This window comes from Methylorubrum populi, assembly GCA_036946625.1.
In the GTDB taxonomy this organism is placed as follows: Bacteria; Pseudomonadota; Alphaproteobacteria; order Rhizobiales; family Beijerinckiaceae; genus Methylobacterium; species Methylobacterium populi_C.
In genome coordinates, this window is record JAQIIU010000003.1 from 388,237 (window position 1) to 411,891 (window position 23,655).

General features: G+C 71.7%; 12 protein-coding genes. 7 read left to right on the plus strand and 5 right to left on the minus strand.

The genetic code is table 11. The annotated features are described in order from the left end of the window. Positions 1-179 precede the first annotated feature (179 nt). The 7 genes from dxs to PGN25_13255 all read left to right on the plus strand — a co-directional run bounded on the left by dxs (position 180) and on the right by PGN25_13255 (position 9,456). A complete protein-coding gene (dxs, locus tag PGN25_13225) occupies positions 180-2,153 on the plus strand; it encodes a 1-deoxy-D-xylulose-5-phosphate synthase (GenBank protein ID MEH3118516.1) in 1,974 nt (657 codons plus the stop codon). Between the two features lie 294 nt (positions 2,154-2,447). Then, positions 2,448-3,473 (plus strand): NAD-dependent epimerase/dehydratase family protein, encoded by a 1,026-nt coding sequence (locus tag PGN25_13230; GenBank protein MEH3118517.1) that lies wholly within the window; start codon positions 2,448-2,450, stop codon positions 3,471-3,473. Next, positions 3,470-4,369, plus strand: a complete 900-nt coding sequence (hpnC, locus tag PGN25_13235; protein MEH3118518.1) for a squalene synthase HpnC — start codon at positions 3,470-3,472, stop codon at positions 4,367-4,369. The genes PGN25_13230 and hpnC overlap by 4 nt, the downstream gene beginning before the upstream one ends. Then, on the plus strand, positions 4,366-5,217 hold the full coding sequence (gene hpnD / locus PGN25_13240; GenBank protein MEH3118519.1) for a presqualene diphosphate synthase HpnD: 852 nt from the start codon (positions 4,366-4,368) through the stop codon (positions 5,215-5,217). The genes hpnC and hpnD overlap by 4 nt, the downstream gene beginning before the upstream one ends. Beyond that, positions 5,217-6,518: a hydroxysqualene dehydroxylase HpnE gene (gene hpnE, locus PGN25_13245; GenBank protein MEH3118520.1), complete on the plus strand. Its 1,302-nt coding sequence runs from the start codon at positions 5,217-5,219 to the stop codon at positions 6,516-6,518. The genes hpnD and hpnE overlap by 1 nt, the downstream gene beginning before the upstream one ends. A 44-nt stretch (positions 6,519-6,562) precedes the next feature. Further along, the gene (shc, locus tag PGN25_13250; protein ID MEH3118521.1) at positions 6,563-8,566 is read left to right on the plus strand and encodes a squalene--hopene cyclase; all 2,004 of its coding nucleotides are present in this window, start codon (positions 6,563-6,565) and stop codon (positions 8,564-8,566) included. 221 nt (positions 8,567-8,787) lie between these two features. Further along, a complete protein-coding gene (locus tag PGN25_13255) occupies positions 8,788-9,456 on the plus strand; it encodes a spermidine synthase (GenBank protein MEH3118522.1) in 669 nt (222 codons plus the stop codon). Positions 9,457-9,615: 159 nt separating this feature from the next. On the opposite strand, the gene PGN25_13260 is transcribed toward PGN25_13255, so the two are convergent. The 5 genes from PGN25_13260 to PGN25_13280 all read right to left on the minus strand — a co-directional run bounded on the left by PGN25_13260 (position 9,616) and on the right by PGN25_13280 (position 23,524). Next, on the minus strand, positions 9,616-10,983 hold the full coding sequence (locus PGN25_13260) for an aminotransferase class I/II-fold pyridoxal phosphate-dependent enzyme (protein ID MEH3118523.1): 1,368 nt from the start codon (positions 10,981-10,983) through the stop codon (positions 9,616-9,618). Then, on the minus strand, positions 10,980-18,386 hold the full coding sequence (locus tag PGN25_13265; GenBank protein MEH3118524.1) for an SDR family NAD(P)-dependent oxidoreductase: 7,407 nt from the start codon (positions 18,384-18,386) through the stop codon (positions 10,980-10,982). The genes PGN25_13260 and PGN25_13265 overlap by 4 nt, the downstream gene beginning before the upstream one ends. A gap of 520 nt (positions 18,387-18,906) precedes the next feature. Then, positions 18,907-20,211 (minus strand): UDP-glucose/GDP-mannose dehydrogenase family protein, encoded by a 1,305-nt coding sequence (locus PGN25_13270; GenBank protein MEH3118525.1) that lies wholly within the window; start codon positions 20,209-20,211, stop codon positions 18,907-18,909. A gap of 105 nt (positions 20,212-20,316) precedes the next feature. Next, on the minus strand, positions 20,317-22,470 hold the full coding sequence (locus PGN25_13275) for a glycosyltransferase family 2 protein (GenBank protein ID MEH3118526.1): 2,154 nt from the start codon (positions 22,468-22,470) through the stop codon (positions 20,317-20,319). Positions 22,471-22,477: 7 nt separating this feature from the next. Beyond that, positions 22,478-23,524 (minus strand): hypothetical protein, encoded by a 1,047-nt coding sequence (locus PGN25_13280; GenBank protein ID MEH3118527.1) that lies wholly within the window; start codon positions 23,522-23,524, stop codon positions 22,478-22,480. Positions 23,525-23,655: the final 131 nt, after the last annotated feature.

Below are 23,655 nucleotides of genomic sequence, written 5' to 3' on the forward strand. Positions count from 1 at the left end.
TTGCAGCCAGATCATGGTATCCCGTGATCGGTTCGCGCTAGAATGATCGTTCATATGTCCCGGGACGAGCGGTTTCCGGGGGCGGACGATGTCCGGGACGCGCGGCGTTCGAGGGTTCGGATGCGCCGCCTCGCGGTCCGCGCCGCCGACGGGAACGCATTGAGAGACGGGTGAAGGCTTTGGCACTAGCGGACACGACGATCCTCGAAGGTCTTGAGACGCCGGATCGTCTCCGGCTTCTGCCGGAGGGGGATCTGCAGCGGGTGGCCGACGCGGTGCGCGCCGAGATGATCGATGCGGTCTCGATCACCGGGGGGCATCTCGGCTCGGGGCTCGGCGTGGTCGAACTGACGGTCGCGCTGCACCACGTGTTCGACACCCCCGACGACCGCATCGTCTGGGACGTCGGGCACCAGTGCTACCCGCACAAGATCCTGACCGGGCGGCGCGACCGCATCCGGACGCTGCGCCAGGGCGGCGGGCTGTCGGGCTTCACCAAGCGCTCGGAGAGCGCCTACGATCCCTTCGGCGCGGCGCATTCCTCCACCTCGATCTCGGCCGCGCTCGGCATGGCGGTCGCCCGCGACCTCGACGCGGCGCAGGCGAAGGCCAGGGGCGAGGCGCAGCCGAAGCGCCGCAACATGGTGGCGGTGATCGGCGACGGCTCGATGTCGGCGGGCATGGCCTACGAGGCGATGAACAACGCCGGCGCCCTGCACTCGCGCCTGATCGTCATCCTCAACGACAACGACATGTCGATCGCGCCGCCCGTCGGCGCCATGTCGGCCTACCTCGCAAGGCTCGCCTCGGGCGGCACCTACCGCTCCTTGCGCGAGACCGCCAAGCAACTGGGCAAGCTCCTGCCCAAGGCGCTCTACCAGCGCGCGGCGGCGGCCGAGGAATACGCCCGCTCGCTGATCGTCGGCGGCGGGACGATGTTCGAGGAGATGGGCTTCCACTACGTCGGCCCGGTCGACGGGCACAACCTCGACCACCTGCTGCCCGTGCTCAAGAACGTGCGCGACTCGGACCAGGGCCCGATCCTGCTCCACGTGGTGACGCGGAAGGGCAAGGGCTACGCGCCGGCCGAGGCCTCGGCCGACCGCTACCACGGCGTGGTCAGGTTCGACGTGGTGTCGGGGATCCAGGCCAAGGCCAAGGCCAACGCCCCGGCCTATACGCGGGTGTTCGGCGAGAGCCTGATCAAGGCGGCGGACGCCGATCCGAAGGTGGTGGCGATCACCGCGGCCATGCCCGGCGGCACCGGCATCGACCTGTTCGGCAAGGCGCACCCGGACAGGACGTTCGACGTCGGCATCGCCGAGCAGCACGCGGTGACCTTCGCCGGCGGCCTGGCGACGGAAGGCTACAAGCCGTTCGTGGCGATCTACTCGACCTTCCTGCAGCGGGCCTACGATCAGGTCGTGCACGATGTCGCGCTTCAGAACCTGCCGGTGCGCTTCTGCCTCGACCGGGCGGGCCTGGTCGGCGCGGACGGGGCGACGCATGCGGGCGCGTTCGATCTGGCCTATCTGTGCTGCCTGCCGAACATGACGGTGATGGCGGCCGCCGACGAGGCCGAACTGGTGCACATGGTGGCGACCGCCCACGCGCACGACGCGGGGCCGATCGCGCTGCGCTATCCCCGCGGCGAGGGCGTGGGCGTCGAGCTGCCCGAGCGGGGCGAGCCTCTGGCGATCGGCCGGGGCCGTGTGGTGCGGCGTCCGGAGGGGGCGCGGGTGGCGCTGCTGTCGCTCGGCACGCGTCTGTCGGAGGCGCTGAAGGCGGCCGACGCGCTGGAGGCCGAGGGCGTGGCGGCGAGCGTGGCGGACGCGCGCTTCGCCAAGCCGCTGGACGCGGAGCTGATCGTGGATCTGGCGAACAGCCACGAGGTTCTGGTGACGGTGGAGGAGGGCTCGGTCGGCGGCTTCGGCGCACAGGTGCTGCACCTGCTGTCGGAGCGGGGCGTTCTGGATGCGGGCCGGGTCCGGGTGCGCACCCTGACCCTGCCCGATGCGTACCAGGACCACGACAAGCCCGAAAGGATGTACGCCGAGGCCGGGCTCGACGCCGACGGCATCCGCAGGGCCGTCCGCGACGCCCTGCCGGAGCAGAAGAAGGGCAACCGGACCGGGCGCCTGCGCCTCGCCTGACATGTCTGTTGGGCAGGGCGATCGCTCGAAGCCGCCTGAGCGGCTTCGCGGAGAAGGCCTGAGCCCGCGGAAGCCGGCGCCGGCGTCTGAGGCCGGCAAGAAGCCAGGGTCATCGTTTCGAGCGATGGCCCTGGTCTGTTGGGGCGCGGGTGCTTGCCGCACCGCGTCATCGATGAGACAAGCGCCGCGCCGTCCGGCCCCGAAGCGGGTGCGTCGACGGAGCGGCGTTTCCGTTCGCCTGCCCGGTCGTCTCGGCCGGCGGGCGAGACCCTCCCGTCAAGTCGCGCGAGCACGATGACAGAGCCGACCCGAAGCGGCCCGTTCCCGGCGGGGCCGGTGCTGATCACCGGTGCCAGCGGCTTCCTGGGCGCCGCCCTGGTCGACGTTTTCCGCGCGGCCGGTTTTTCCGTGCGCATCTCCGTGCGCGCCTCCTCGCCCCGCACCAACCTGACCTGGCCCGATGTCGAGATCGTCGAGGCCGACATGCGCGACCGCGCGGCGGTCGCCGCGGCCATGCGCGGCCAGCGCTACCTCGTCCATGCGGCGGCCGATTACCGGCTCTGGGCGCCGGACATGGAGGAGATCGTCCGGACCAATCGCGACGGCACGCGCATCCTGATGGAGGAGGCGCTCGAGGCCGGCGTCGAGCGGATCGTCTACACGTCGAGCGTCGCGACCATCAAACCGCACGACGACGGAACCCCCGCCGACGAGACCTGGCCGCTGACGCCGGAGACCGCCATCGGCGCCTACAAGCGCAGCAAGGTCGTGGCCGAGCGCGTGGTCGAGGAGATGGTGGCCCGCGACGGCCTGCCCGCGGTGATCGTGAACCCCTCGACGCCGATCGGTCCCCGCGACGTCAAGCCGACGCCGACCGGCCGGATCATCCTCGACGCGGCGCAGGGAAAGATCCCGGCCTTCGTCGATACCGGCCTCAACCTCGCCCATGTCGACGACGTGGCCGCCGGCCATCTGCTGGCCCTGCGCAAGGGCCGGGTCGGCGAGCGCTACATCTTGGGCGGCGAGGACGTGATGCTGGCGGCCATGCTCGCCGACATCGCGGGGATCGTCGGCCGCAAGGCGCCGACGACGCGGCTGCCCTACGCGGTGATCTACCCGATCGCGTTTGTGTCCGAGCAGATCGCGCGGGTGACCGGCAAGGCCCCGCTCGCCACCATCGACGGCGTGCGCATGTCGAAGTACCGGATGTTCTTCTCCGACGCCAAGGCACGGGCCGAACTCGGTTATTCCGCGCGGCCGTATCGGGAGGGCCTGAGCGACGCGATCGCGTGGTTCCGGAAGGCGGGGTACATGACATGAGCGCCGCGCTCGAGACCGCGACCGACGCCCGCACCGGCAAGGGCCGGCACGACGAGAACTTTCCCGTCGCCTCGCACCTGATCCATCCGCGCCATCGCGGGGCGATCCTCGCCTTCTACGACTATGTGCGGGCGGGCGACGACGTCGCCGACCACACCGGGCTGTCGCCCGAGCGCAAGATCGCGATGCTCGACGCGCTCGCCGACGCGCTCACCGGCAAGGGCGGCTCCGACCCCTCGGTCGAGCCGCTGAAGCGGGAGCTGGCCGCGCACGGCCAGCCGCCGACCCACGCGCTCGAACTGCTCGACGCCTTCCGCATGGATGCGCGCAAGTCCCGCTACACGGATTGGGACGAACTGATCCATTATTGCCGCTACTCGGCGATGCCGGTCGGGCGCTTCGTGCTCGACGTGCACGGCGAGGATCCGGCCCGCGTCTACGAGACCTCCGACGCCATCTGCGCCGCGCTCCAGGTGCTCAATCACCTCCAGGATTGCGGCAAGGATTTTCGCGATCTCGACCGGGTCTACATCCCGCTGGACGTGATGCGCAAGCACGGCGCCGAGGCGTCGATGCTGGGGGCCGACCGGGCGACGCCCGAACTGCGGGCCGTGTTCCGCGAACTCGCCGAGCGCACGCTTCGGCTCTTGGAGGAGGGCGCGCCGCTGCCGAATCGCATCGAGGATTTTCGCCTGAGCCTGGAGATCGCCGCGATCCATCGGCTGGCCGTCGTCCTCACCAAGGGCCTGCTGACCCGCGATCCGCTCTGCGAAAAGGTCCATCACGGCAAGGCCGCCTTCGCGCTCACCGCGCTCGGCGGCATCGCCGCCACGCTGGTGCGCCGCCCGTTCCGGTCGCGCGCGCCCCGTCCCGCCCCTGCCGGAGCCGGCCGATGAGTGCCACCGCCAGCCCGATGCCGGGTGAGACCGCCGAGGCGCCCGCCCTGCCGGCCGCCGGCTCGTCCTTCTACACGGCGATGCGTCTGCTCCCCAGGGAGCGGCGCGAGGCGATGTACGCCGTCTACGCCTTCTGCCGCTCGGTCGACGACGTGGCCGACGACGGCGGCCCGCGCGAGGTGCGCGCGGCCGAGCTCGACCGCTGGCGGGCCGAGATCGACGCGCTCTACGCCGGCCATCCGCCCGCCCGGGTGAAGCCGCTCGAAGAGCCGATGCGCCGGTTCGGGCTCGAGCGCGAGGATTTTCTAGCCGTCATCGACGGCATGGCGATGGACGCGGAAGAAGATATCGTCGCCCCTTCGGAGGCCAAGCTCGATCTCTACTGCGACCGGGTGGCGAGCGCCGTCGGGCGGCTCTCGGTGCGCATCTTCGGCATGCCGGAGGAGGAGGGCGTCCGCTTGGCGTGGCACCAGGGCCGGGCGCTGCAACTCACCAACATCCTGCGCGACATCGACGAGGACGCGACGCGCGGGCGCCTCTACCTGCCGATGGAAAAGTTCCACAGGATCGGCCTGATGAACCCGACCCCGCAGACCGCCCTGGCGCATCCGCGCCTGGGCGAGGTCTGCGCGGCGGTCGCCGCGGAAGCGGACGAGCACTATCGCCGGACCTGGGCGATCATCGAGCGCAGCCCGCGCCGGGCGACCAAGGCGGCCCGCCTGATGGCGGCGGCCTACCGGCTCTATCTCGACGCCGTGGTGAAACGCGGCTGGGCCGCCCCCCGCGCGCGGGTAAAACCCGGAAAACTCTCCCTCCTCCGCGTCGCGCTGCGCCACGGGATTGTCTGATGACGGCAACGGCTCACGTCGTCGGCGCCGGGCTCGCCGGCCTCTCGGCGGCCGCCGCGCTGGCGGAGGCGGGCAACCGCGTCGTGCTGCACGAGGCGGCCAAGCAGGCGGGCGGGCGCTGCCGCTCCTACTTCGACCCGTCGCTCGGCCTGACCATCGACAACGGCAACCACCTGCTCCTGTCGGGCAACCGCTCGGCGCTGGACTTCCTGCGGCGGGTCGGGGCGCCCGACGACGCTCTCACCGGGCCCGACGAGGCAACCTTCGACTTCGCCGATATCCGTACCGGCGAGCGCTGGACCCTGCGCCCGAACGAGGGCCGCCTGCCCTGGTGGGTGCTGCGGGCGGGCCGGCGCGTGCCGGGCACCCGCGCGCGGGACTATCTCGCGCCGGTCTCCCTGATGATGGCCGCCTCCGGCAACAAGCCCGGCAGGAGCGGCACGATCGCGGAAAAAATGTCCTGCGAGGGGCCGCTCTACGAGCGGCTCTGGCACCCGGTTCTGCTCGCGGCCCTCAACACCGATCCGCGCGAGAGCGATGTCGGGCTCGCCGCCGCCATCCTGCGCGAGACGCTGGGCGCGGGCGGACGGGCCTGCCGCCCGCTCGTCGCGGTCGAGGGCCTGTCCAGCGCCTTCGTCGATCCGGCCCTGCGCTACCTCGAAGCCCGCGGTGCCGAGATCCGCTACGGCCGGCGCCTGCGCGCCCTCACCCTCGGGCAGGGCCGCATCGAGCGCCTCGACTTCACCGACGAGCCGACCGCGCTCGGCCCCGACGATGCCGTGGTGCTGGCCCTGCCGCCCTGGGTGACGAGCGAACTCCTGCCCGGTACCCCCGCGCCGCAGGAATTCCGCTCGATCGTCAACGCGCATTTCGCCGTGAAGCCCCCGGAAACCGCGCCGCTGCTGCTCGGCGTCGTCGGCGGGCTGACCGAGTGGCTGTTCGCCTACCCCGACCGTTTCTCGGTGACCATCAGCGGTGCGGACCGCCTGCTGGAGGAGGGCCGCGAGGATCTGGCGCGCCGGATCTGGGTCGAGATCGCGGACCTCAACGGACTTGCACGGGAATTGCCTAGCTGGCAGATCGTCAAGGAGAAGCGGGCGACCTTCGCGGCGACGCCCGCGGAAGCCGCGCGCCGTCCCGGCGCCGCGACACGCACCCGGAATCTGGTTCTGGCGGGCGATTGGACGGAGACGGGCCTGCCCTCGACCATCGAGGGCGCGATCCGCTCCGGAACGAACGCCGCGCAAGCCCTGTTCCGCACCGGCATGTGCGGACGGGCACAGGCACAGGGAGTCGCTTGAAGGATATGACGACGGCATCGAGACAGTCGAGCGAGGCGAGGACGATGCGAGAGGCGGCCGCGAGCAAGGTCGAGACGCTGCAGCGTCCCAAGACCCGCGATGTCTCCCTCGACGACGTCGAGCGCGGCGTGCAGAGCGCCACCCGCGCGCTCACCGACATGACGCAAGCCGACGGCCACATCTGCTTCGAACTGGAAGCGGACGCGACGATCCCGTCCGAATACATCCTGTTCCACCAGTTCCGCGGCACCGAGCCGCGGCCGGGGCTGGAGGCCAAGATCGGCAACTACCTGCGCCGCACGCAGTCGAAGACGCATGGCGGCTGGGCGCTCGTGCATGACGGCCCGTTCGACATGAGCGCGTCGGTGAAGGCCTATTTCGCCCTCAAGATGATCGGCGACGACATCGAGGCGCCGCACATGCGCGCCGTGCGCAAGGCGATCCTCCAGCGCGGGGGGGCTGCCAACGCCAACGTCTTCACCCGCATCCTGCTCGCCCTCTACGGCGAGGTGCCGTGGACGGCGGTGCCGGTGATGCCGGTGGAGGTGATGCACCTGCCGAAGTGGTTCCCGTTCCACCTCGACAAGGTGTCCTACTGGGCCCGCTGCACCATGGTGCCGCTGTTCGTGATCCAGGCCAAGAAGCCGCGGGCCAGGAACCCGCGCGGCGTCGGCGTGGCCGAGCTGTTCGTGACGCCGCCCGATTCGGTGCGGACCTGGCCGGGCTCGCCGCACGCCACCTGGCCGTGGACGCCGATCTTCGGCGCCATCGACCGCGTGCTTCAGAAGACGCAAGGTCACTTCCCGAAGGTGCCGCGCCAGCGCGCCATCGACAAGGCGGTCGCCTGGGTCTCCGAGCGCCTGAACGGCGAGGACGGGCTCGGCGCCATCTTCCCGGCGATGGTCAACTCGGTGCTGATGTACGAGGTGCTGGGCTATTCGAGCGACCACCCGCAGGTGAGGATCGCGCTGGAAGCCATCGAGAAGCTCGTCGCCGAGAAGGACGACGAGGCCTATGTCCAACCCTGCCTGTCGCCGGTCTGGGATACCGCGCTGACCAGCCACGCCATGCTGGAGGCCGGCGGCGACCGGGCCGAGGCCAATGCCCGCGCCGGCCTCGACTGGTTGAAGCCGCTCCAGATCCTCGACATCAAGGGCGACTGGGCGGAGACCAAGCCGAACGTGCGCCCCGGCGGCTGGGCCTTCCAGTACGCCAACCCGCACTATCCCGATCTCGACGACACCGCCGTGGTGGTGATGGCGATGGATCGTGCCCAGCGCCAGCACGGGCTGGTGAGCGGCATGCCGGACTACTCGACGGCCATCGCCCGCGCCCGCGAGTGGGTCGAGGGCCTGCAGAGCGCCGATGGCGGCTGGGCGGCGTTCGACGCCGACAACAACCACCACTACCTCAACCACATCCCGTTCTCGGATCACGGCGCCCTGCTCGATCCGCCGACCGCGGACGTGACCGCCCGCGTCGTCTCGATGCTGTCGCAGCTCGGCGAGACCCGCGAGACCAGCCGGGCGCTCGACCGCGGCGTCACCTACCTGCTCAACGACCAAGAGAAGGACGGGAGCTGGTACGGCCGCTGGGGCATGAACTTCATCTACGGCACGTGGTCGGTGCTCTGCGCGCTCAACGCCGCCGGCGTCGATCCGCAGAGCCTCGAGATCCGCAAGGCGGTGGCGTGGCTGGTCCGCATCCAGAACCCGGACGGCGGCTGGGGCGAGGACGCCTCCTCCTACAAGCTCGACCCCGAATTCGAGCCGGGCTATTCCACCGCCTCGCAGACGGCCTGGGCCCTGCTCGCGCTGATGGCGGTGGGCGAGGTGGACGATCCGGCGGTGGCCCGCGGCGTCAACTACCTGATGCGCACGCAAGGGACCGACGGTCTGTGGAGCGAGGAGCGCTACACCGCGACCGGCTTCCCGCGGGTGTTCTACCTGCGCTATCACGGCTACCCGAAGTTCTTCCCGCTCTGGGCGATGGCCCGCTTCCGCAACCTGAAGCGGGGCAACAGCCGGCAGGTGCAGTTCGGGATGTGATACCGTTTCCGATCGATCGCTTCGGGTTTGGCCCCCCTCCGTCCTCGCGAGCGGCCGCGAAGCGATCCAGGGCGCGACAGGTCCGGAAAGGTCGCGCCCTGGATTGCTTGCGCCGAGCCTCGCAAGGACGGAGGAGAGGCCGAGGTCATCGACCGGATGTCGTATGACTTCCGAAACCCTCTCCCGCAGTGGGGGAGAGGGATGCGAGGCCGCTGCATCTCATGATCCCCTGGGAACATCTCGACACCGCCCCGATCCCCGGCGAGGCGGGGACGCTTCGCCTGATGCGGCGCGGCACCGAGTTCTCGATCCAGCTCGACCGCAACGAGCTGATGAACAGCCGCCTCAGCGGTTCCGAGGAGGCGCTGGCGCGGCTCTCGGCCGAGCGGATCGCCGGGGCGAAGGCGCCGCGGGTGCTGATCGGCGGCTACGGCATGGGCTTCACCCTGCGGGCCGCGCTCGCCTGTTTGCCGCCTCGGGCGCAGGTGACGGTGGCCGAGATCGTGCCGGCGGTGCTGGCCTGGGCGCGCGGGCCGATGGCCGGGATGACCGGCGCCAGCCTGGATGACCCGCGGGTCTCGATCCGCGAGGCCGATGTCGCTGCCGTGATCGCTGAGCGGTCGGGCGCCTGGGACGCGATCCTGCTCGATGTCGACAACGGCCCCGACGGCCTCACCCGCGCTGCCAACGACCGCCTCTACGACGCCGCCGGCCTCGGCGCGGCCCGCGCGGCTCTGCGCCCCCGCGGCGTGCTGGCGGTGTGGTCGGCCCATCCCGACGGGGCCTTCACGCGGCGGCTCGGGCCGGCGGGTTTTTCGGTGGAGGCGGTGGCGACGCGGGCGCGCGGCAAGCGCGGGGCGCGGCATGTGATCTGGCTGGCCGGGCGCTGACACCGCGCGCAATCCCAATCTCGACCTCATCCTGAGGTGCCCGCGCCGGCGGGCCTCGAAGGATCCTCAGATCTCGCAGTGCTTCCTGGAGGATCCTTCGAGGCCGCCGCTTCGCGTCGGCACCTCGGGATGAGGGGGAGGAAGGGATATGCGGGAGGTTCACGCCCCCCGGCGGGCCATCAACTGCTCGATCAGCGTGGCGCCGGTTTCCAGCGAGGACAGCTCCTCCGCCACCGCCGCCACCGTCTGCGCGATCTGCTCCGGCATGTGCTCGGAGGTCATGAAGAAGCGCAGGCGCGAGGAGCGCTCCGGCACCGCCGGGTGGATGATCGGCTGCACGTTGATACCGCGCTTGAACAGCCGGTCGGAGAGCGTCACGGCTTTGAGCGAATCGCCGACGATGATCGGGATCACGGCCAGCCCGAGGCTCGTGCCGGTGTTGAGGCCCTGCTTCCTGGCGAGCGCCAGGAACTGGTGGCCGTTGCGGCGCAGGCGCTCCACCCGCTCGGGCTCGGCCTGCATCACCGAGAGCGCGGCCTCGGCCGCGGCGGCGAGCGGCGGCGACATGCCGACGCTGTAGACGAAGCCGCCCGCGGTGCATTTCAGGTACTCGATCAGCACCGAGGCGCCGCAGATGTAGCCGCCGCAGGACGAGAGCGTCTTCGAGAGCGTGCCCATCCAGATGTCGACGTCGGACGCGTCGACCCCGCAATGCTCGTGCAGGCCCGCGCCGGTGCGGCCGAGGACGCCGAGGCCGTGGGCGTCGTCCACCATCAGCCAGCAATCGTAGCGGCGCTTCAGTTCGACGAAGGCGGCCAGATCCGGCGCGTCGCCGTCCATGCTGTAGAGGCCCTCGATCACGATCAGCGCCCGGCGGTGCTCGTGACGGGTCGCCTCCAGCAGCTTTTCGAGGGCGGCGGGGTCGTTGTGGGCGAAGGAGCGGCGCTGGGCGCCGGAGAGCTGGGCGCCCGTCACCACGCTGTTGTGGATCAGCGCGTCGTGGAAGATCACGTCCGGCGCTTCCAGCATGGCGCCGATGGCGGTGACGTTGGTGGCGTGCCCGCTCACCATGATCACGCAGGCCTCGGTGCCGTAATGGGCGGCGAGCGCCCGCTCCAGCTTGATGTGCCCGGGCCGCTCGCCCGCCACGACCCGGCTCGCCGAGGCCGACGTGCCGAAGGCCTCGATCGCCTTGCGCGCCGCCCCGCTCACGGCGGGGTGCCCGTTGAGGCCGAGATAGTCGTAGGACGAGTAGTTGGAGAAGGCCTCGCCGCCGATCCGGGTGTTGGCGGCGGCGCGGGTCTCGTGCACCCGGAAGAACGGGTTGCTCAGGCCGATCAGGTCGGCGGCCGAGCGCTGGAGGCGCAGCTCGCGATAGCCGGTCAGCTTCTCGAAGTCCTGCACCGAATCGCCGGCCGGCGCCTTGGCCTCCGCCGGAGCCGGACGCGCGGCGGCCCGGCCGAGCCGGTTGGTGACGAAGCTCGCGAGCGCGGCCCGCCCGTCCTGCGGGCGTGACGGCTGGGTCATGGCAAGATCTCTTTGATGTCCGAGACGTTCTTCTCGACCAGTTCGTTGAACGGCGTCAACGTCGCGGCGTCGAGATCGCCGACATGCTTGGTCGCCAGGCTCAAGGTGACGCCCGCGGCCTCGTCCACCGGGGTCGCCACCGCCTGGATCAGGGTTTCGGTCAACTCGTTGACGGTGAGTCCCGAGGAGATGCCGGCCGGCGGCGCGTCGAGGGCGAAGCGTTCCTGAAGGCTCGCCCCGAGTTCCACGCCCATCAGCGAGTCGAGGCCGATCTCCGAGAGCTGGCGCACGCGGCTGATGTCGTCCTTCGGCAGGCGCAGGATGCGGGCGATGTCCTCGACGATGGCGTCGGCCACGGTCTTTCGCACCGCGTCGATGTCCGAGGCGCGCAGCAGCGCGCCGATGTTGATGGCGGCCACCGTGCCGGACTCGGCCTGCTGGTCGCTGCCGAGGCTGGCATAGCTCGGCGAGCGCAGGGTGGCGAGGCGCTCGCGCGCCTTGCCCCAATGCATCGCCGCGATGGCGATCACGCCCTCGTCGCTGGCTTTCCCCTGGCCCTCCAGCGCCTCGGCCATCAGGTCGAGGCAGAGGCGGGCGTCCATCGGTGTCACGCCGACGCGGGAGGCCAGCGTGTCCATCACCGCCTTGTTGCGGGCGAGCACGCCGACATCGCCGATGGCGCCCCAGGCGACCGCGAGCGCGGGCAGGCCGAGGCGGCGGCGCTGGCGGGCCAGCCCCTCCATGAAGCCGTTGGCGGCGACATAGGAGCCCTGGCCGGGATTGCCGATGAAGGTCGTGGCCGAGGAGAACAGCACGAAGTAGTCGAGTTTTCGCCCGCGCGTGGCCGCGTCGAGGTGCTGTGCCCCGATCACCTTCGGCGCGATCACCGCCTCGAGCGTCTCCGGTTCGATCGCCGAGATCAGGCCGTCCCGCAGCACCATGGCGCCGTGGATCACGCCCGCGAGCCGTTCGCCCCGGGTCTCGATCCCGTCGATCAGGGCCTCGACCGCCCGGCGGCTGGTGATGTCGCAGGCCCTGGTCTCGACGCTCACCCCTCGCGCGGCGAGGTCTGCGATGGCCGCGCGGCCCTCCTCGTTCGGCTTGCCCGAGCGGCCGACGAGCACGATGCGCTTGGCGCCGCGATCGGCCAGCCAGCGGGCGGCCTCGATGCCGAAGCCGCCCAAGCCCCCGGTGACGAGATGCACGCCCTCGTCGCCGATCGCGAAGGCGTTGCGCCGCACCCGCGCGACCGAGCCGGGGGCGGGCGGCGTGACGACGATCTTGCCGACATGGCCGGACTGCTGCATCAGCCGGAAGGCGTCGGAGGTCTCGTCGGCGGCGAACGGCTGGTAGGGCAGGGGACGCAGGCCCCCCTCCGCGAACAAGGCCATCACCTCGCGGAACATCCGCGCCCCGTCCTCGCCCTGGTGCTGGAGCACCTGATCGAGGTCGACGCCGAAATAGGACAGGTTCCGGCGGAACGGCCTGAGGCCGATATGGGTGTTGGCGACGTAGTCGCGCTTGCCCAGCTCGACGAAGCGCCCGAACGGCCGCAGGCAGTTCAGCGAGCGCTCCATCATCTCGCCGAACAGCGAGTTGAGCACCACGTCGACGCCGTCGCCGGTGATGCGGCGCACGTCGTCCACGAAGGCGAGGGAGCGGGAATCGAGCACGTGCTCGGCGCCGAGCGCCTCGACCAGGGCCCGCTTCTCCCGCGAGCCGGCGGTGGCGATGACCCGCGCGCCCTTCCACTTGGCGATCTGGAGCGCGGCGAGACCCACGCCGCCGGCGCCCCCGTGGACCAGCAGCCACTCGCCCTTGCGCAGCCGAGCGCAGGTGCACAGCGCGTAGTAGGCGGTGAGGAAGGCGACCGGCACGGTGGCGGCGGCGGCCGGGTCGAGCCCTTGAGGCATCGGCGCGACGACCATCTCCGGCACCACCACGTGGGTGGCGAAGCCCGACTGGGCGAAGGCGACGACGGCATCGCCCACGGCGACGTCCACCACGCCCGCGCCGACGGCGGTGACCCGGCCGGAGACTTCGAGGCCGAGGCGCGGACCGGCGAAGCCGTCCTCCAGGATCTCCTCCGGGAGCATGGAGAGCGCCCAGAGCACGTCGCGGAAGTTGAGGCCGGTGGCGGCCACCGCGATCTCGACCTCGCCGGGACCGGGGGCGGCGCGCTCGGCCGGCCCCCACACCATCTCGTTGAGGCCGCCCGTGTTGGAGCGCTCCAGCCGCGCGGCCGGGGCCGCCTCGCCGCCCGTCTTCGCGGCGCGGCCGGGATGGAAGCGCACGACGCGGGTCGCGTCGGCGTCGAGTACGATCTCGGTCTCGTCGGTGCCCGACAGGATCAGGGCGCGCAGCCGCTCGGCGGCATCCTTCGAGGAGAGGGCCGGCGCGAGGTCGATCCGGCGCACGTCGAGATTGGCCGCCTCGTTGGCGAGCGTCCGGCTGAAGGCCCAGACGCCGGCCTCGACCGCGGCCGCCTCGCCGCCCGCGTCGCGGGTGGCGCCGGGGGCGACCACCCAGAGCCGGGTCTGGCGGCTGCCGAGATGCTCGGCGCAGCGCTTCAGGCTGAGGCAGCGGTCGCGCAGCCGCGTCGCCGCCTCGCCCTCTCCGGCGAAGGCGCCGGCCAGGAACACCACGGTGTCGGGCGTCTCGCGCTCCAGTTCCCGCAGCGACTGCTCGGAATCGAGGATGATCGAGACGTGGACGCCGCTCGCCACCAGCAGGGTCGCCAGCGACGAGGCGGTCTCGGCGCCGAAATCGTCGTCGGAGCCCACCACGAAGGCGAAGCTCTGGCCGTGGCCGACCGCCGGGCGGGCCGGAGCTTCGGCGACGAGCAGCAGGTCGTCGCCGTTGGCGGACGCGGCGCGATCGGCCGAGACCCGCACGAGGCCCGAGGCGCTGAGGCGGCGCTGCCAGCCGGTCACGTCGTCGAGGCGCGAGACCGGCATGTCGGCGACCGCCTCCTCGAACCAGTCCGGCGCGAGGCCGAAGACGAGGTCGCGGAACAGCGAGGCGCCGGGCTCGACCGCGACGAGCAGCCCGCCCGAGGCGAGCGCGGCGGCGAGCTGTCCGGGCAGGGCCTTGTCGGAGCGGTGCAGCACGTCGCTCGCCAGCACGAGGTCGAAGGCGCCGGCCGGCAGGGCGTCGGCGGCCTCGATCACCGCGACCGAGCCCGGCAGGGCGAGACGGGCGCGCTCGGCGAGGCGCCGGTCGGTCTCCAGCACGGTCAGGCGCGCATCCGCCTCGCGGGCCAGCGCCGCGGCGCGGGCCGAGAGAGGGCCGAAGCCGACCTGGAGGATACGCAACGCCCGGTCCGACGGCAGCCGCCCGCGGGCCTCGGCGACGATCCGCGCCGCCACCTCGGCGGCGGCGCGCGCCGTGGCGCCGCGCAGGTGGAAGGCGTCGAGCGCGGCCGGCGGCAGGCTGGCGGAAGCGGACGCGTCGCCGGCCACGATCCGCCCGACGAGGGCCGTGGTGTCGGCGAGCAGCACGAGTTCGGCGGCCAGCTCCGGATGGTCGGCCGCGATCCAGCGCATGGTCTCTTCGGGCGCGGGCAGGCGCACGTCCCGGCGCAGGCGCCAGACCCCCTTGTCGAGGGTCGCGAGGCCGCTGCTCTCCAGGGCGTAGAGGGCGTTGGTCGCCCAAGGATGCAGCGCGCTCGGAAGGCGGCTGTCGAGCACGACCCGTCCCTTCTCGGACAGGCCCTCGGCCAGCCGGTAGGCGAGCGCCGTGGCCCAGCCCTCCAGCAGCAGGTGACCCGGCCCGAGATCGGCCGTGTCCGGCGCGGTCGCGGCGGCGAGGCTCGGGCGCAGGCGCTCGGCCACGCTCGGGCGGCGCTCCAGCGGCAGGGCGGTCGGCTCGGTGGCGCGCTCGACCCCTTGGGTGATGGCGTAGGCGTCGAGATCGCTGCCGCTCTTGGCGCGCAGGGCCTGGAACCGGCCCTCGCGGATCGTGGCGACGACTTCGCCCTCGGCGTCGGTCAGGGTGAAGTCGGCCAGGATCGAGCGCTCGTTGCGGCGCCGGGTGCGGATCTCGGCCCGGGCGATCGCGGCGCCGGGGCGCAGCAGGCGCACCTCGCCGAAGCGCACCGGCACGTAGGCCTTGGCGGCGCCCTCGCCCATCAGCTCGGCGAAGAGCAGGATCAGGCCGTGGAAGCAGGAATCGAGGCGCGCCGGCACGAGGCCGTAGCGGGCATCGGCCTCGGCCGGGATCAGCTCGGAGACGATGGTGGTCTCGTCGATCCGCGCCGATGCCGCCACTTGGCGGAAATTCTCGCCGAAGCCGAGGCCGGAGGCCAGCGCCCGGCGGTAGAGGCTCTCGCCCGCGATCGCGTGCTCGGCGGGGATCGCGAGAGCGCGGGGCGCGGGCGCGGAAAAATCGCCCTCGATGATCTTGGCCGAGGCGTGGAGCTGCCACGGCGTCGGGGTCAGGCGCGGGCGGCTGAGGATCTGGATCTGGTTGCCGGAGCCGGACAGGCGCACCAGCACCTCGCGCAGCGAATCCTCGGCGAAGACCATCGGCGAGAGGATCTCGACGTCGGCGAGCGTCACGCTCTCCGCGCGCAGCGCTTGGCGGGCGACGTGCAGCGCCATCTCGACGAAGGCCGCGCCGGGCAGGATCACCTGGCCGTCGATGCGGTGGTCGTCGAGTTCGGGCACGAGCGCCGCGTCGAGATGGCCGTGCCATTCGAGCCCGTCGGGCGCGAGCCGCGCGCCGGCGAGGGGGTGGTAGGGACGCGGCGCGGCACCTGCGCCTTCCGTCGTCTCGGCGAGGCGGAACGGGCGGCGCTGCCAGGGATAGAGCGGCAGGGCGACGACGCCCGCCGGATCGGCGCCGAACAGGCGCGCCTCGTCCACGGCGGCACCCGCGACGAGGGCAGCGGCCACCGCCTTGGCGATCGGATCGCCGCCGGCGGGCTTGCGGTGCATCACGCCGACCGAGGCCACCTCGATGGCGAGCGGCTCGATGGCGTCGCCGATATGCGGCAGCAGGGTCGCGCGCGGGCCGACCTCGACGAAGAGGCGGGCGCCCTGGCGGGCCGCCTCCTGCAAGGCCTCGCAGAAGCGCACCGGCTCGCGGATGTTGCGCCACCAGTAGCCGGCGCCGAACCGGGCGCCGGGCAGCACCGTGCCGGTCACGGTCGAGACCATGGCGGTGTGGCCGGCCGAAGCCTTCAGCCCGTCGAGGTCGCGCAGCAGCGGACGCTCGGTCGGGTCCATCAGGCGGCCGTGGAAGGGGTATTCGAGGTCGAGCTTGCGCCCGCGGCGGCGCTTGCGCGCCAGCGCCTTCATCGCCGCCTCGATGTCGGCCTCGGGGCCGGCCACCGTGATCGCCTTGGGGCTGTTGTAGGCGGCGATGTCGAGGGTGGGATAATCGGCGAGGAAGGCCTCCATCTCCTCGACCGGCCCGAGCAGCACCGCCATGGTGCCGAAGCCGCGCGTCGTCTCCTGATGCTTGCTGCGGTGGAAGATCACCCGCACCGCCTGGTCGAGGCTCAGGATTCCGGCGGCCTCCGCCGCGGCGATCTCGCCGACGCTGTGGCCGAGCACGGTGCGGGGCGCGAGGCCCTTGGCGCGCAGGGCCGCGGTCGAGGCGCTCTGGATCGCGAAGATCAGCGGCTGCGAGACGCGGGTGAGGGACAGGTGCGCATCGAGATCCTCGGCGAACATCGCCTCTTTCAGCGACCAGCCGGAGAGCTTTTCGAACAGCCCGTCGACCTGATCGAAGCGGGCGCGGAAGGCGGCGCTCTCCTCGTAGGCCTCGCGGCCCATGCCGACCCACTGGCTGCCGTTGCCGGAATAGACGAAGGCGACCTCGGCGCTGCGCTCGACCGCGGTGCCGACGACGGCCGCCTCGCTCTCCTCGCCCTCGGCCAGCGCCCGCAGGGCGGCGGGCACGTCGGTGGCGGGGCCGATCGGCAGGGCGAGGCGGGTGGCGAGGCGTTCGCGGCGGTGGAACGCGGCGGCCGCGACGCGGGCGGCCTCTTCGGGCGCGGCGCCGTCGAGGCGGGCGGCGTAGTCGAGGGCGAGATCGTTCAGCGCCGCGCGGCTCTGGGCGGAGAGCAGCAGGATCTCGGGTGGGCGGCCCGCCTCGCCGTTCGCGGCGACGGGGCCTGCGTCGGTCAGCACGACGTGGGCGTTGGTGCCGCCGAAGCCGAACGAGTTCACGCCGGCGAAGCGCTCGACCTTCGTGCGGGCGAGCGCCAGCGGGGCGCGGTTCACGGCGAGGTTGAGCCCGTCGAACGGGATCTCGGGGTTCAGCTCGGCCGCGTGCAGGGAAGGCGGCAGCAGGTCGTGTTCGAGGGCGAGGCTCGCCTTCAGCAGGCCCGCGAGCCCCGAGACCGGCTCGGTATGGCCGATATTGGTCTTGATCGAACCGATCGGCAGCGGCGCCCGTCGCGGCTTGCCGAGCTTGCCGCCGATGGCGCCGGCCTCGATCGGGTCGCCGACCGGCGTGCCGGTGCCGTGGGCCTCGACGAAGGCGATCCGGTCGAGGTCGATCTCCGCCTCGCGGTAGACCTGCTCCAGCAGCGCGCCCTGGGCATGGCCGGAGGGAAGCGAGATGCCGGTGGTGCGCCCGTCCGAATTGACGCCGCTCGCCGCGATCACGCCGCGCACCGTCCGGCCGCTGCGGGCGGCGGCCTCGGCCGATTGCAGGATCAGCACGACGCCGCCCTCGGCGCGCACGTAGCCGTCGGCACTGGCCGAGAAGGCTTGGCACAGGCCGGTGCGCGAGAGCATCTGCGCGTTGGAGAACGAGATGAAGTTGAACGGGCTCGCCAGGATGTTGGCGCCGGCCACCACGGCGGTGTCGACCTGCCCGGCCTCGATCGCGGCGATCGCGGCGTTGAGCGCGACCAGCGAGGAGGAGCAGGCGGTGTCGAGGGTGAAGCTCGGGCCCTTCAGGTCGTAGATGTAGGAGATGCGGTTCGAGATGATCGAGAGCGTGTTGCCGGTGGCCGCGTAGGCGTCGCCCGAGGACGGGTCGAGGATGCGCAGGTTGCCGTAATCGAGCGCCGAGGCGCCGACGAACACGCCGATCGGGCTGCCGGCCACCGCGGAGGGGCGCAGGCCCGCATCCTCGAACGCCTCCCAGGTCAGTTCCAGCAGCATGCGCTGCTGCGGGTCCATCTGCTCGGCCTCGCGCGGCGAGATGCCGAACACGCCGGGATCGAACGACCAGACGTCGTCGAGAACGCCCGCCGCCCAGGTGTAGCTCTTGCCCCGCTCCTGCGCCCGCGGATGGCCGAAGGCCGGCAGCGACCAGCGATCCTCGGGGATGCGCGAGACGGCGCAGCGCGCTTCCGTCAGGAGCTGCCACAGCCCCTCGACGTTCGGGGCTCCGGGCAGGCGGCAGGCGCGGCCGACGATCGCGATGTTCTTGCGGTTTGTCACGTCGATCCGTTTACGCTGGTGAAGCAGGGACCGGATTCCGGCCGGCACGGGGGACACGCACCCCGAATGTCTTGCAAAACCTCCGTCGCATCGCGGCGCCTTCAGGAAGGCGGCCCGAGATCGGGGGTTTGTAAGAGGCACTCATAGTCCGACCGTCAGGACCGTCCAACCCGCTTGGCTGCGACCTCTCCCTTAATCCCGAGAGATTGGGAGATTGTGTGGCACGTATTCATCGGCGAAGCGTCGACGGGTGGAATTCGTGAGGACGTTGAAAGCAGCGGAAACAACCGGCACCCAGCAGAGCGAATGCGGAAACTGCCATCATTCTGCCCTGAGCATGGCAAAGACCTTGCAAGGATTGCATGCGATTTGGGAAGCATGTTCTTATGGCTCTCGCCAGGTCGGAGTTGGCGTGAGGGGGCAATGTGCTGTTCTTGCAAGTTATGGTTGGCCCGGTCTCAAGAAGAAGCGTGATTCCGAGCCGTCCGAACGAGGGGTCCGCACGGCGCGCTCGGTTGGTTCATGCAATTCCGACGCCGGAATAGGCGAAACCGTGACGTTCGGCTTCCGCGGGCGCGTAGACGTTGCGCAGATCGACCAGGACCGGCGCCCGCATCACGCTCTTCAGCCGGGCGAGATCGAGGGCCCGGAACGCGTTCCACTCCGTCACGATCACCAGCGCGTCCGCCCCTTCCGCGCAGGCATAGGCGTCGTCCGCATACGCCACGCCGTCGAGCAGCGGCCGCGCCTGCTCCATCCCCTCCGGATCGTAGGCGGTCACCTGCGCTCCGCCGTCCTGCAAGCCGGCGACGATCGACAGCGAGGGCGCATCGCGCATGTCGTCGGTGTTCGGCTTGAACGTCAGGCCCAGCAGCGCCACCCGCTTGCCCCGCACCGAACCGCCGCAGGCCGTCACCACCTTGCGCGCCATCGCCCGCTTCCTCTGGTCGTTGACGGCCACCACCGTCTCCACGATCCGCACCGGCGTGCCGTGATCCTGCGCCGTCTTCACCAGCGCCAGCGTGTCCTTCGGGAAGCACGAGCCGCCGTAGCCCGGGCCCGCATGCAGGAACTTCGCGCCGATGCGGTTGTCGAGCCCGATGCCGCGGGCGACCTCCTGCACGTTGGCGCCGACCTGCTCGCAGAGATCCGCGATCTCGTTGATGAAGGTGATCTTGGTGGCGAGAAACGCGTTGGCGGCGTACTTGGTCAGTTCGGCGGTGCGGCGTCCCGTGAGCAGGATCGGCGCCTGGTTGAGGTAGAGCGGGCGGTAGACCTCCTGCATCACGGCGGCCGTGCGGGCGTCCTCGGCGCCGATGACGATGCGGTCGGGCCGCTTGAAGTCGCCGATGGCGGCGCCCTCGCGCAGGAATTCGGGGTTGGAGGCGACCCCGACATCGGCGTCGGGCCGCGCCTCGCGGATGATGCGCTCGACCTCGTCGCCGGTGCCGACCGGCACGGTCGACTTGGTGACGACCACGGTGGTGCCGGTGAGCGCCGCGGCGATCTCGCGCGCGGCGGCGTAGACGTAGGAGAGGTCGGCGAAGCCGTCGCCGCGGCGCGAGGGCGTGCCGACGGCGATGAACACGGCCTGGGCGCGCGCGACGGCGGGGGCGAGGTCGGTGGAGAAGGACAGGCGCTTGGCGCGGACGTTGTCGGCGACGAGCGCGTCGAGACCGGGCTCGTAGATCGGCATGCGGCCCTCGTCGAGGGCGGCGATCTTGGCCGGGTCCCGATCGATGCAGGTCACCTCGTGGCCGAAATCGGCCAGGCACGCGCCCGACACCAGGCCGACATAGCCCGACCCAATCATCGCGATCCGCATCGATGTCTCCGTCGGGGCAGCCGGGCTACACACCGCACTTGCTGCGGTGCGGTGTGTAGCCCGGTTCGCGGCCCGCGCAAACCGCTTCCCCGCGGGGCCGGCGACTCAGAGCCGGTAATGCGCTGCGGCCCGCGAGAGGTTGGGATTGTAGTAGGGATCGGCCCGCAGCACCGGCTCCCAGCGCTCGCGCATGACACGCGATTCGGCCTCGAAGCGGGCGCGCTTCTCCGGCGTGTCCTCGGCGCCCCGGCTCTTCGACTCGTGGTGAACGAGGCGGGCATGCGGCGTCCAGACGATGCGGTAGCCGGCCGCGCGGATCCTGAGGCACAGATCGACGTCGTTGAAGGCGACCGCCAGATGAACGGCGTCGAAGCCGCCGACTTCGGAAAACACGTCGGCCCGCACCGCGAGGCAGGCGCCGGTCACCGCCGAGACCTCCTGCGACAGCACCATGCGGGCGAAGTAGCCCGTCGCGCCGCCCGGCAGGCCGAGATGGCTGTGCCCGGCGATGCCGCCGATCCCGAGCACGATGCCGCCGTGCTGGATCGTGCCGTCGGGATAGAGGAGCTTCGCGCCGACCGCGCCGATCTCCGGATCGCTCGCGATCGCGGCGAGTTCGCCGAGCCAGCCCGGCTCCAGCACCTCGACGTCGTTGTTGAGGAAGAGGAGGATGCTGCCCGCCGCGGCCGCCGCGCCCCGGTTCGACAGATCCGAGAAATTGAAGGGCCCCGGCGCCGGCAGGACGCGGAGGCGCGATTCGGCGGCGTATCGGGCGAACAGATCCCGCGTCGCCGGCTCGGTGCTGCCGTTGTCGACGACGATCACCTCCAGGGCCGGGTAGTCGGTTCGCGAGAACAGCCCGTCGAGGACGACGGCGAGCAGTTCCGCCCGGTCGCGGGTGGGGATGATCACCGAGACCGGGGGCGCCGGTTCGGGCAGGGGACGCACCAGCCGGTTGAAGCCCTGCGGCCCCCGCTCGGCCCGGGCCCCCTTCCGCTCCGCGACCTCGGCCAGTGCCCGCAGCCGCGCATCCTCGGCCCGCGCCGGCGCCCGGTCCGAGAAGGTGCCGGAGCCGGCCGCCGCCCGCCAGTGATAGAGGACCTTGGGGATATGGCGCACCCGCGCGGGGTCGAGCCCCTCGGTCAGGCGCAGCAGCAGGTCGTGGTCCTGGCTGCCCTCGAAGCCGGGCCGCAGGCCGCCGAGCCGGCGCAAGGTCGCCGTGCGGACCACGCAGAGGTGGTTCACGTAGTTCTGCCCCCACAGCAGTTCGCGGTCGTACCCGGACTTGAAATGCGGCTCGAAGCGGCGGCCGCGGCCGTCGACCTTGTCCTCGTCGCTGTAGACCAGTTCCAGGCCCGGATCGGCCCGCACCGCCCTGGCGACCTCGTAGAGGGCGTCCTCGGCGAGGAGGTCGTCGTGGTCGAGGAAGGCGGCGTAGGCGCCGCTCGCCAGGCCCAGGGCGTCGTTGGTCGCCCGGGCGATGTGACCGTTCTCCGGGCGGCGCAGGGTGCGGATGCGCGGCTCCTGCGCCGCGTGGCGGGCGATCAGCCGCGGGATGCGCGGGTCGGTGGAGGCGTCGTCGGCGATGCAGAGTTCCCAGGCCCGGTAGAGCTGGCCGCGCACCGAGCGGATCGCCGCGTCCAGAACGCGCGGGTCGGGGTCGTGCACCGGCATCAGCACGCAGATCAGGGGCGGCGCCTCCCAGCCGGCGATCTCGGCCCGGATGCGCGCGCGCTCGGCCGGCGAGCGGCGGTCGAAGCGGGCGATCCAGGCGCCGTAACCGGTCTCGCTCCGGTGGGCGAGCGCCCGCGCGATCATCCCGCGGGCGCGCAGCTTGAGGCCGAGGAGGCGCCAGCAGACCGCCTGTGCGGCGAGGCCGGGCTGGCGCAGGGCCGCCCGCGCCACGATGGCGAGACGCCCGCGGCGGCGGATGGCGAGATCCCGCAGGGCAAAGGGCTGGGTCCGCGACAGCGCCGTGATGCGCAGGGCCGCGACGCCCGGCGGCAGCCGTCCGGTCCAGGCGAAGGCGTCGCCGCCGAGCGGTTCCTCGGCCAGGGCCTCGCTCGCCCCGTCCGCCGACACCGCGCCGAGGAGGGCGCGGGCGATGCCGCCGCTGCCGGAATCGCGCCACGTCAGGCCGACCCAGGCGCCGCCGAGCCCGGCCCCGGACAGATCGATGCGTAGGTCGGCGCCGTCCGCGCCCGTCACGGGCAGCGCCCGGCCGGCGAGTGTGGCCCCCGGCCCCGCCCGTTCCGCCATCGCCGCCCTAAGCCTCCCAGCTCTTCGAGACGGAGGCGCGCACGGCGTCGCTCAGCACCATGTCGTAGACCACCATGTCGCGGGCGAAGCGCATGCCGCGCAGCAGCTCGGCCAGGGCCAGCGTCTCGTTGGGGATCGGCAGCGGCAGCGGCAGCGGCGCCTCGATCCCGATATGGTGGAACACCGAGGCCATGAAGGCCTCGAAGTAGTCGCGGTGGCCGACGACGTCGATGCGCGACAGGACCTCGACCGCGATGATGGAACTGGCCGGCATCAGCCGGTCCTCGGGGACGTGGGTGCTGAGCTGGCGCGTCAGGGGATTGTAGAGCAGGTGGTAGGCCGGCTCCGGCATCATCCGGAACAGCCGCTTCAGGCTCTTCACGTCGGTGAAGTCGTAGTCGAGGGTGAAGGCCGCCGCCTCGACGAGGTTGCCCAGGCGCCAGTGCTGCTCCGGGCTGGCGGCGATGCTCGCCCGCTCCCGCAGCCAGAACAGGCGGCCCGCCAGTTCCACGAAGGGGTCGTGGACGAGCAGCATGGTCAGCGCGCCGCTCTGGACGAAGTGCCCCTCGTAGCGCGGGAAGATGATCGAGCCCGCCATCAGGCAGGAATCGAGCGTCACGGTGTCGAACATCGACCGCAGGATCTCGTCCGTAAATCGGCCGATCCCGAAATACGATTGCCGGAAACAGGGAAACAGAGCGGTCTGGATCACCGTCTCCGGACGGATGTGCCCGTTGAGCAGGATGACCTTCCTGTCCGTGAGGCCCGTGCGCGGCAGGCGCCGGTAGACCATCACATTGGTATCGACGTCGTAGATCTCGAGCCGCTCGATCCCGGCGAGGCCCGGCACGTCCGAGTCGCGGATCTCGAAATGGCACTGGCCGGTCGCGTGCCAGCCGAACTTGATGAAATTCTCGTCGGCGTGGATGGCCGGGACTTCCGCCACCCGCCGCCCCTCGACGGCGACGGAGACCCGGCTGATCGCCAGCGGATTGTCCGGCACCACCCAGCCCCTGATCACGTCGCCCTCGTCGGACGAAAGTAGAAACCGCATCCTCGCTCGCCGTCCTCGGCCCGTGCCTGGTCCGCCGCCTGGTCCGTCCGCGCGGGCCGGCGCCCCGCCCGCGGGCGGGACCCTTCGGCCCCCGCGACGCGTGGGGTGTCCCGGAGCGACGGAAGCGGCGT

Coding starts and splice junctions, on each gene's coding strand:
- PGN25_13230 (MEH3118517.1), top strand. CDS start 2,448: ATGACAGAGCCGACCCGAAGCGGCCCGTTCCCGGCGGGGCCGGTGCTG.
- hpnC (MEH3118518.1), top strand. CDS start 3,470: ATGAGCGCCGCGCTCGAGACCGCGACCGACGCCCGCACCGGCAAGGGC.
- hpnD (MEH3118519.1), top strand. CDS start 4,366: ATGAGTGCCACCGCCAGCCCGATGCCGGGTGAGACCGCCGAGGCGCCC.
- hpnE (MEH3118520.1), top strand. CDS start 5,217: ATGACGGCAACGGCTCACGTCGTCGGCGCCGGGCTCGCCGGCCTCTCG.
- shc (MEH3118521.1), top strand. CDS start 6,563: ATGCGAGAGGCGGCCGCGAGCAAGGTCGAGACGCTGCAGCGTCCCAAG.
- PGN25_13255 (MEH3118522.1), top strand. CDS start 8,788: ATGATCCCCTGGGAACATCTCGACACCGCCCCGATCCCCGGCGAGGCG.
- PGN25_13260 (MEH3118523.1), bottom strand. CDS start 10,983: ATGACCCAGCCGTCACGCCCGCAGGACGGGCGGGCCGCGCTCGCGAGC.
- PGN25_13270 (MEH3118525.1), bottom strand. CDS start 20,211: ATGCGGATCGCGATGATTGGGTCGGGCTATGTCGGCCTGGTGTCGGGC.
- PGN25_13275 (MEH3118526.1), bottom strand. CDS start 22,470: ATGGCGGAACGGGCGGGGCCGGGGGCCACACTCGCCGGCCGGGCGCTG.
- PGN25_13280 (MEH3118527.1), bottom strand. CDS start 23,524: ATGCGGTTTCTACTTTCGTCCGACGAGGGCGACGTGATCAGGGGCTGG.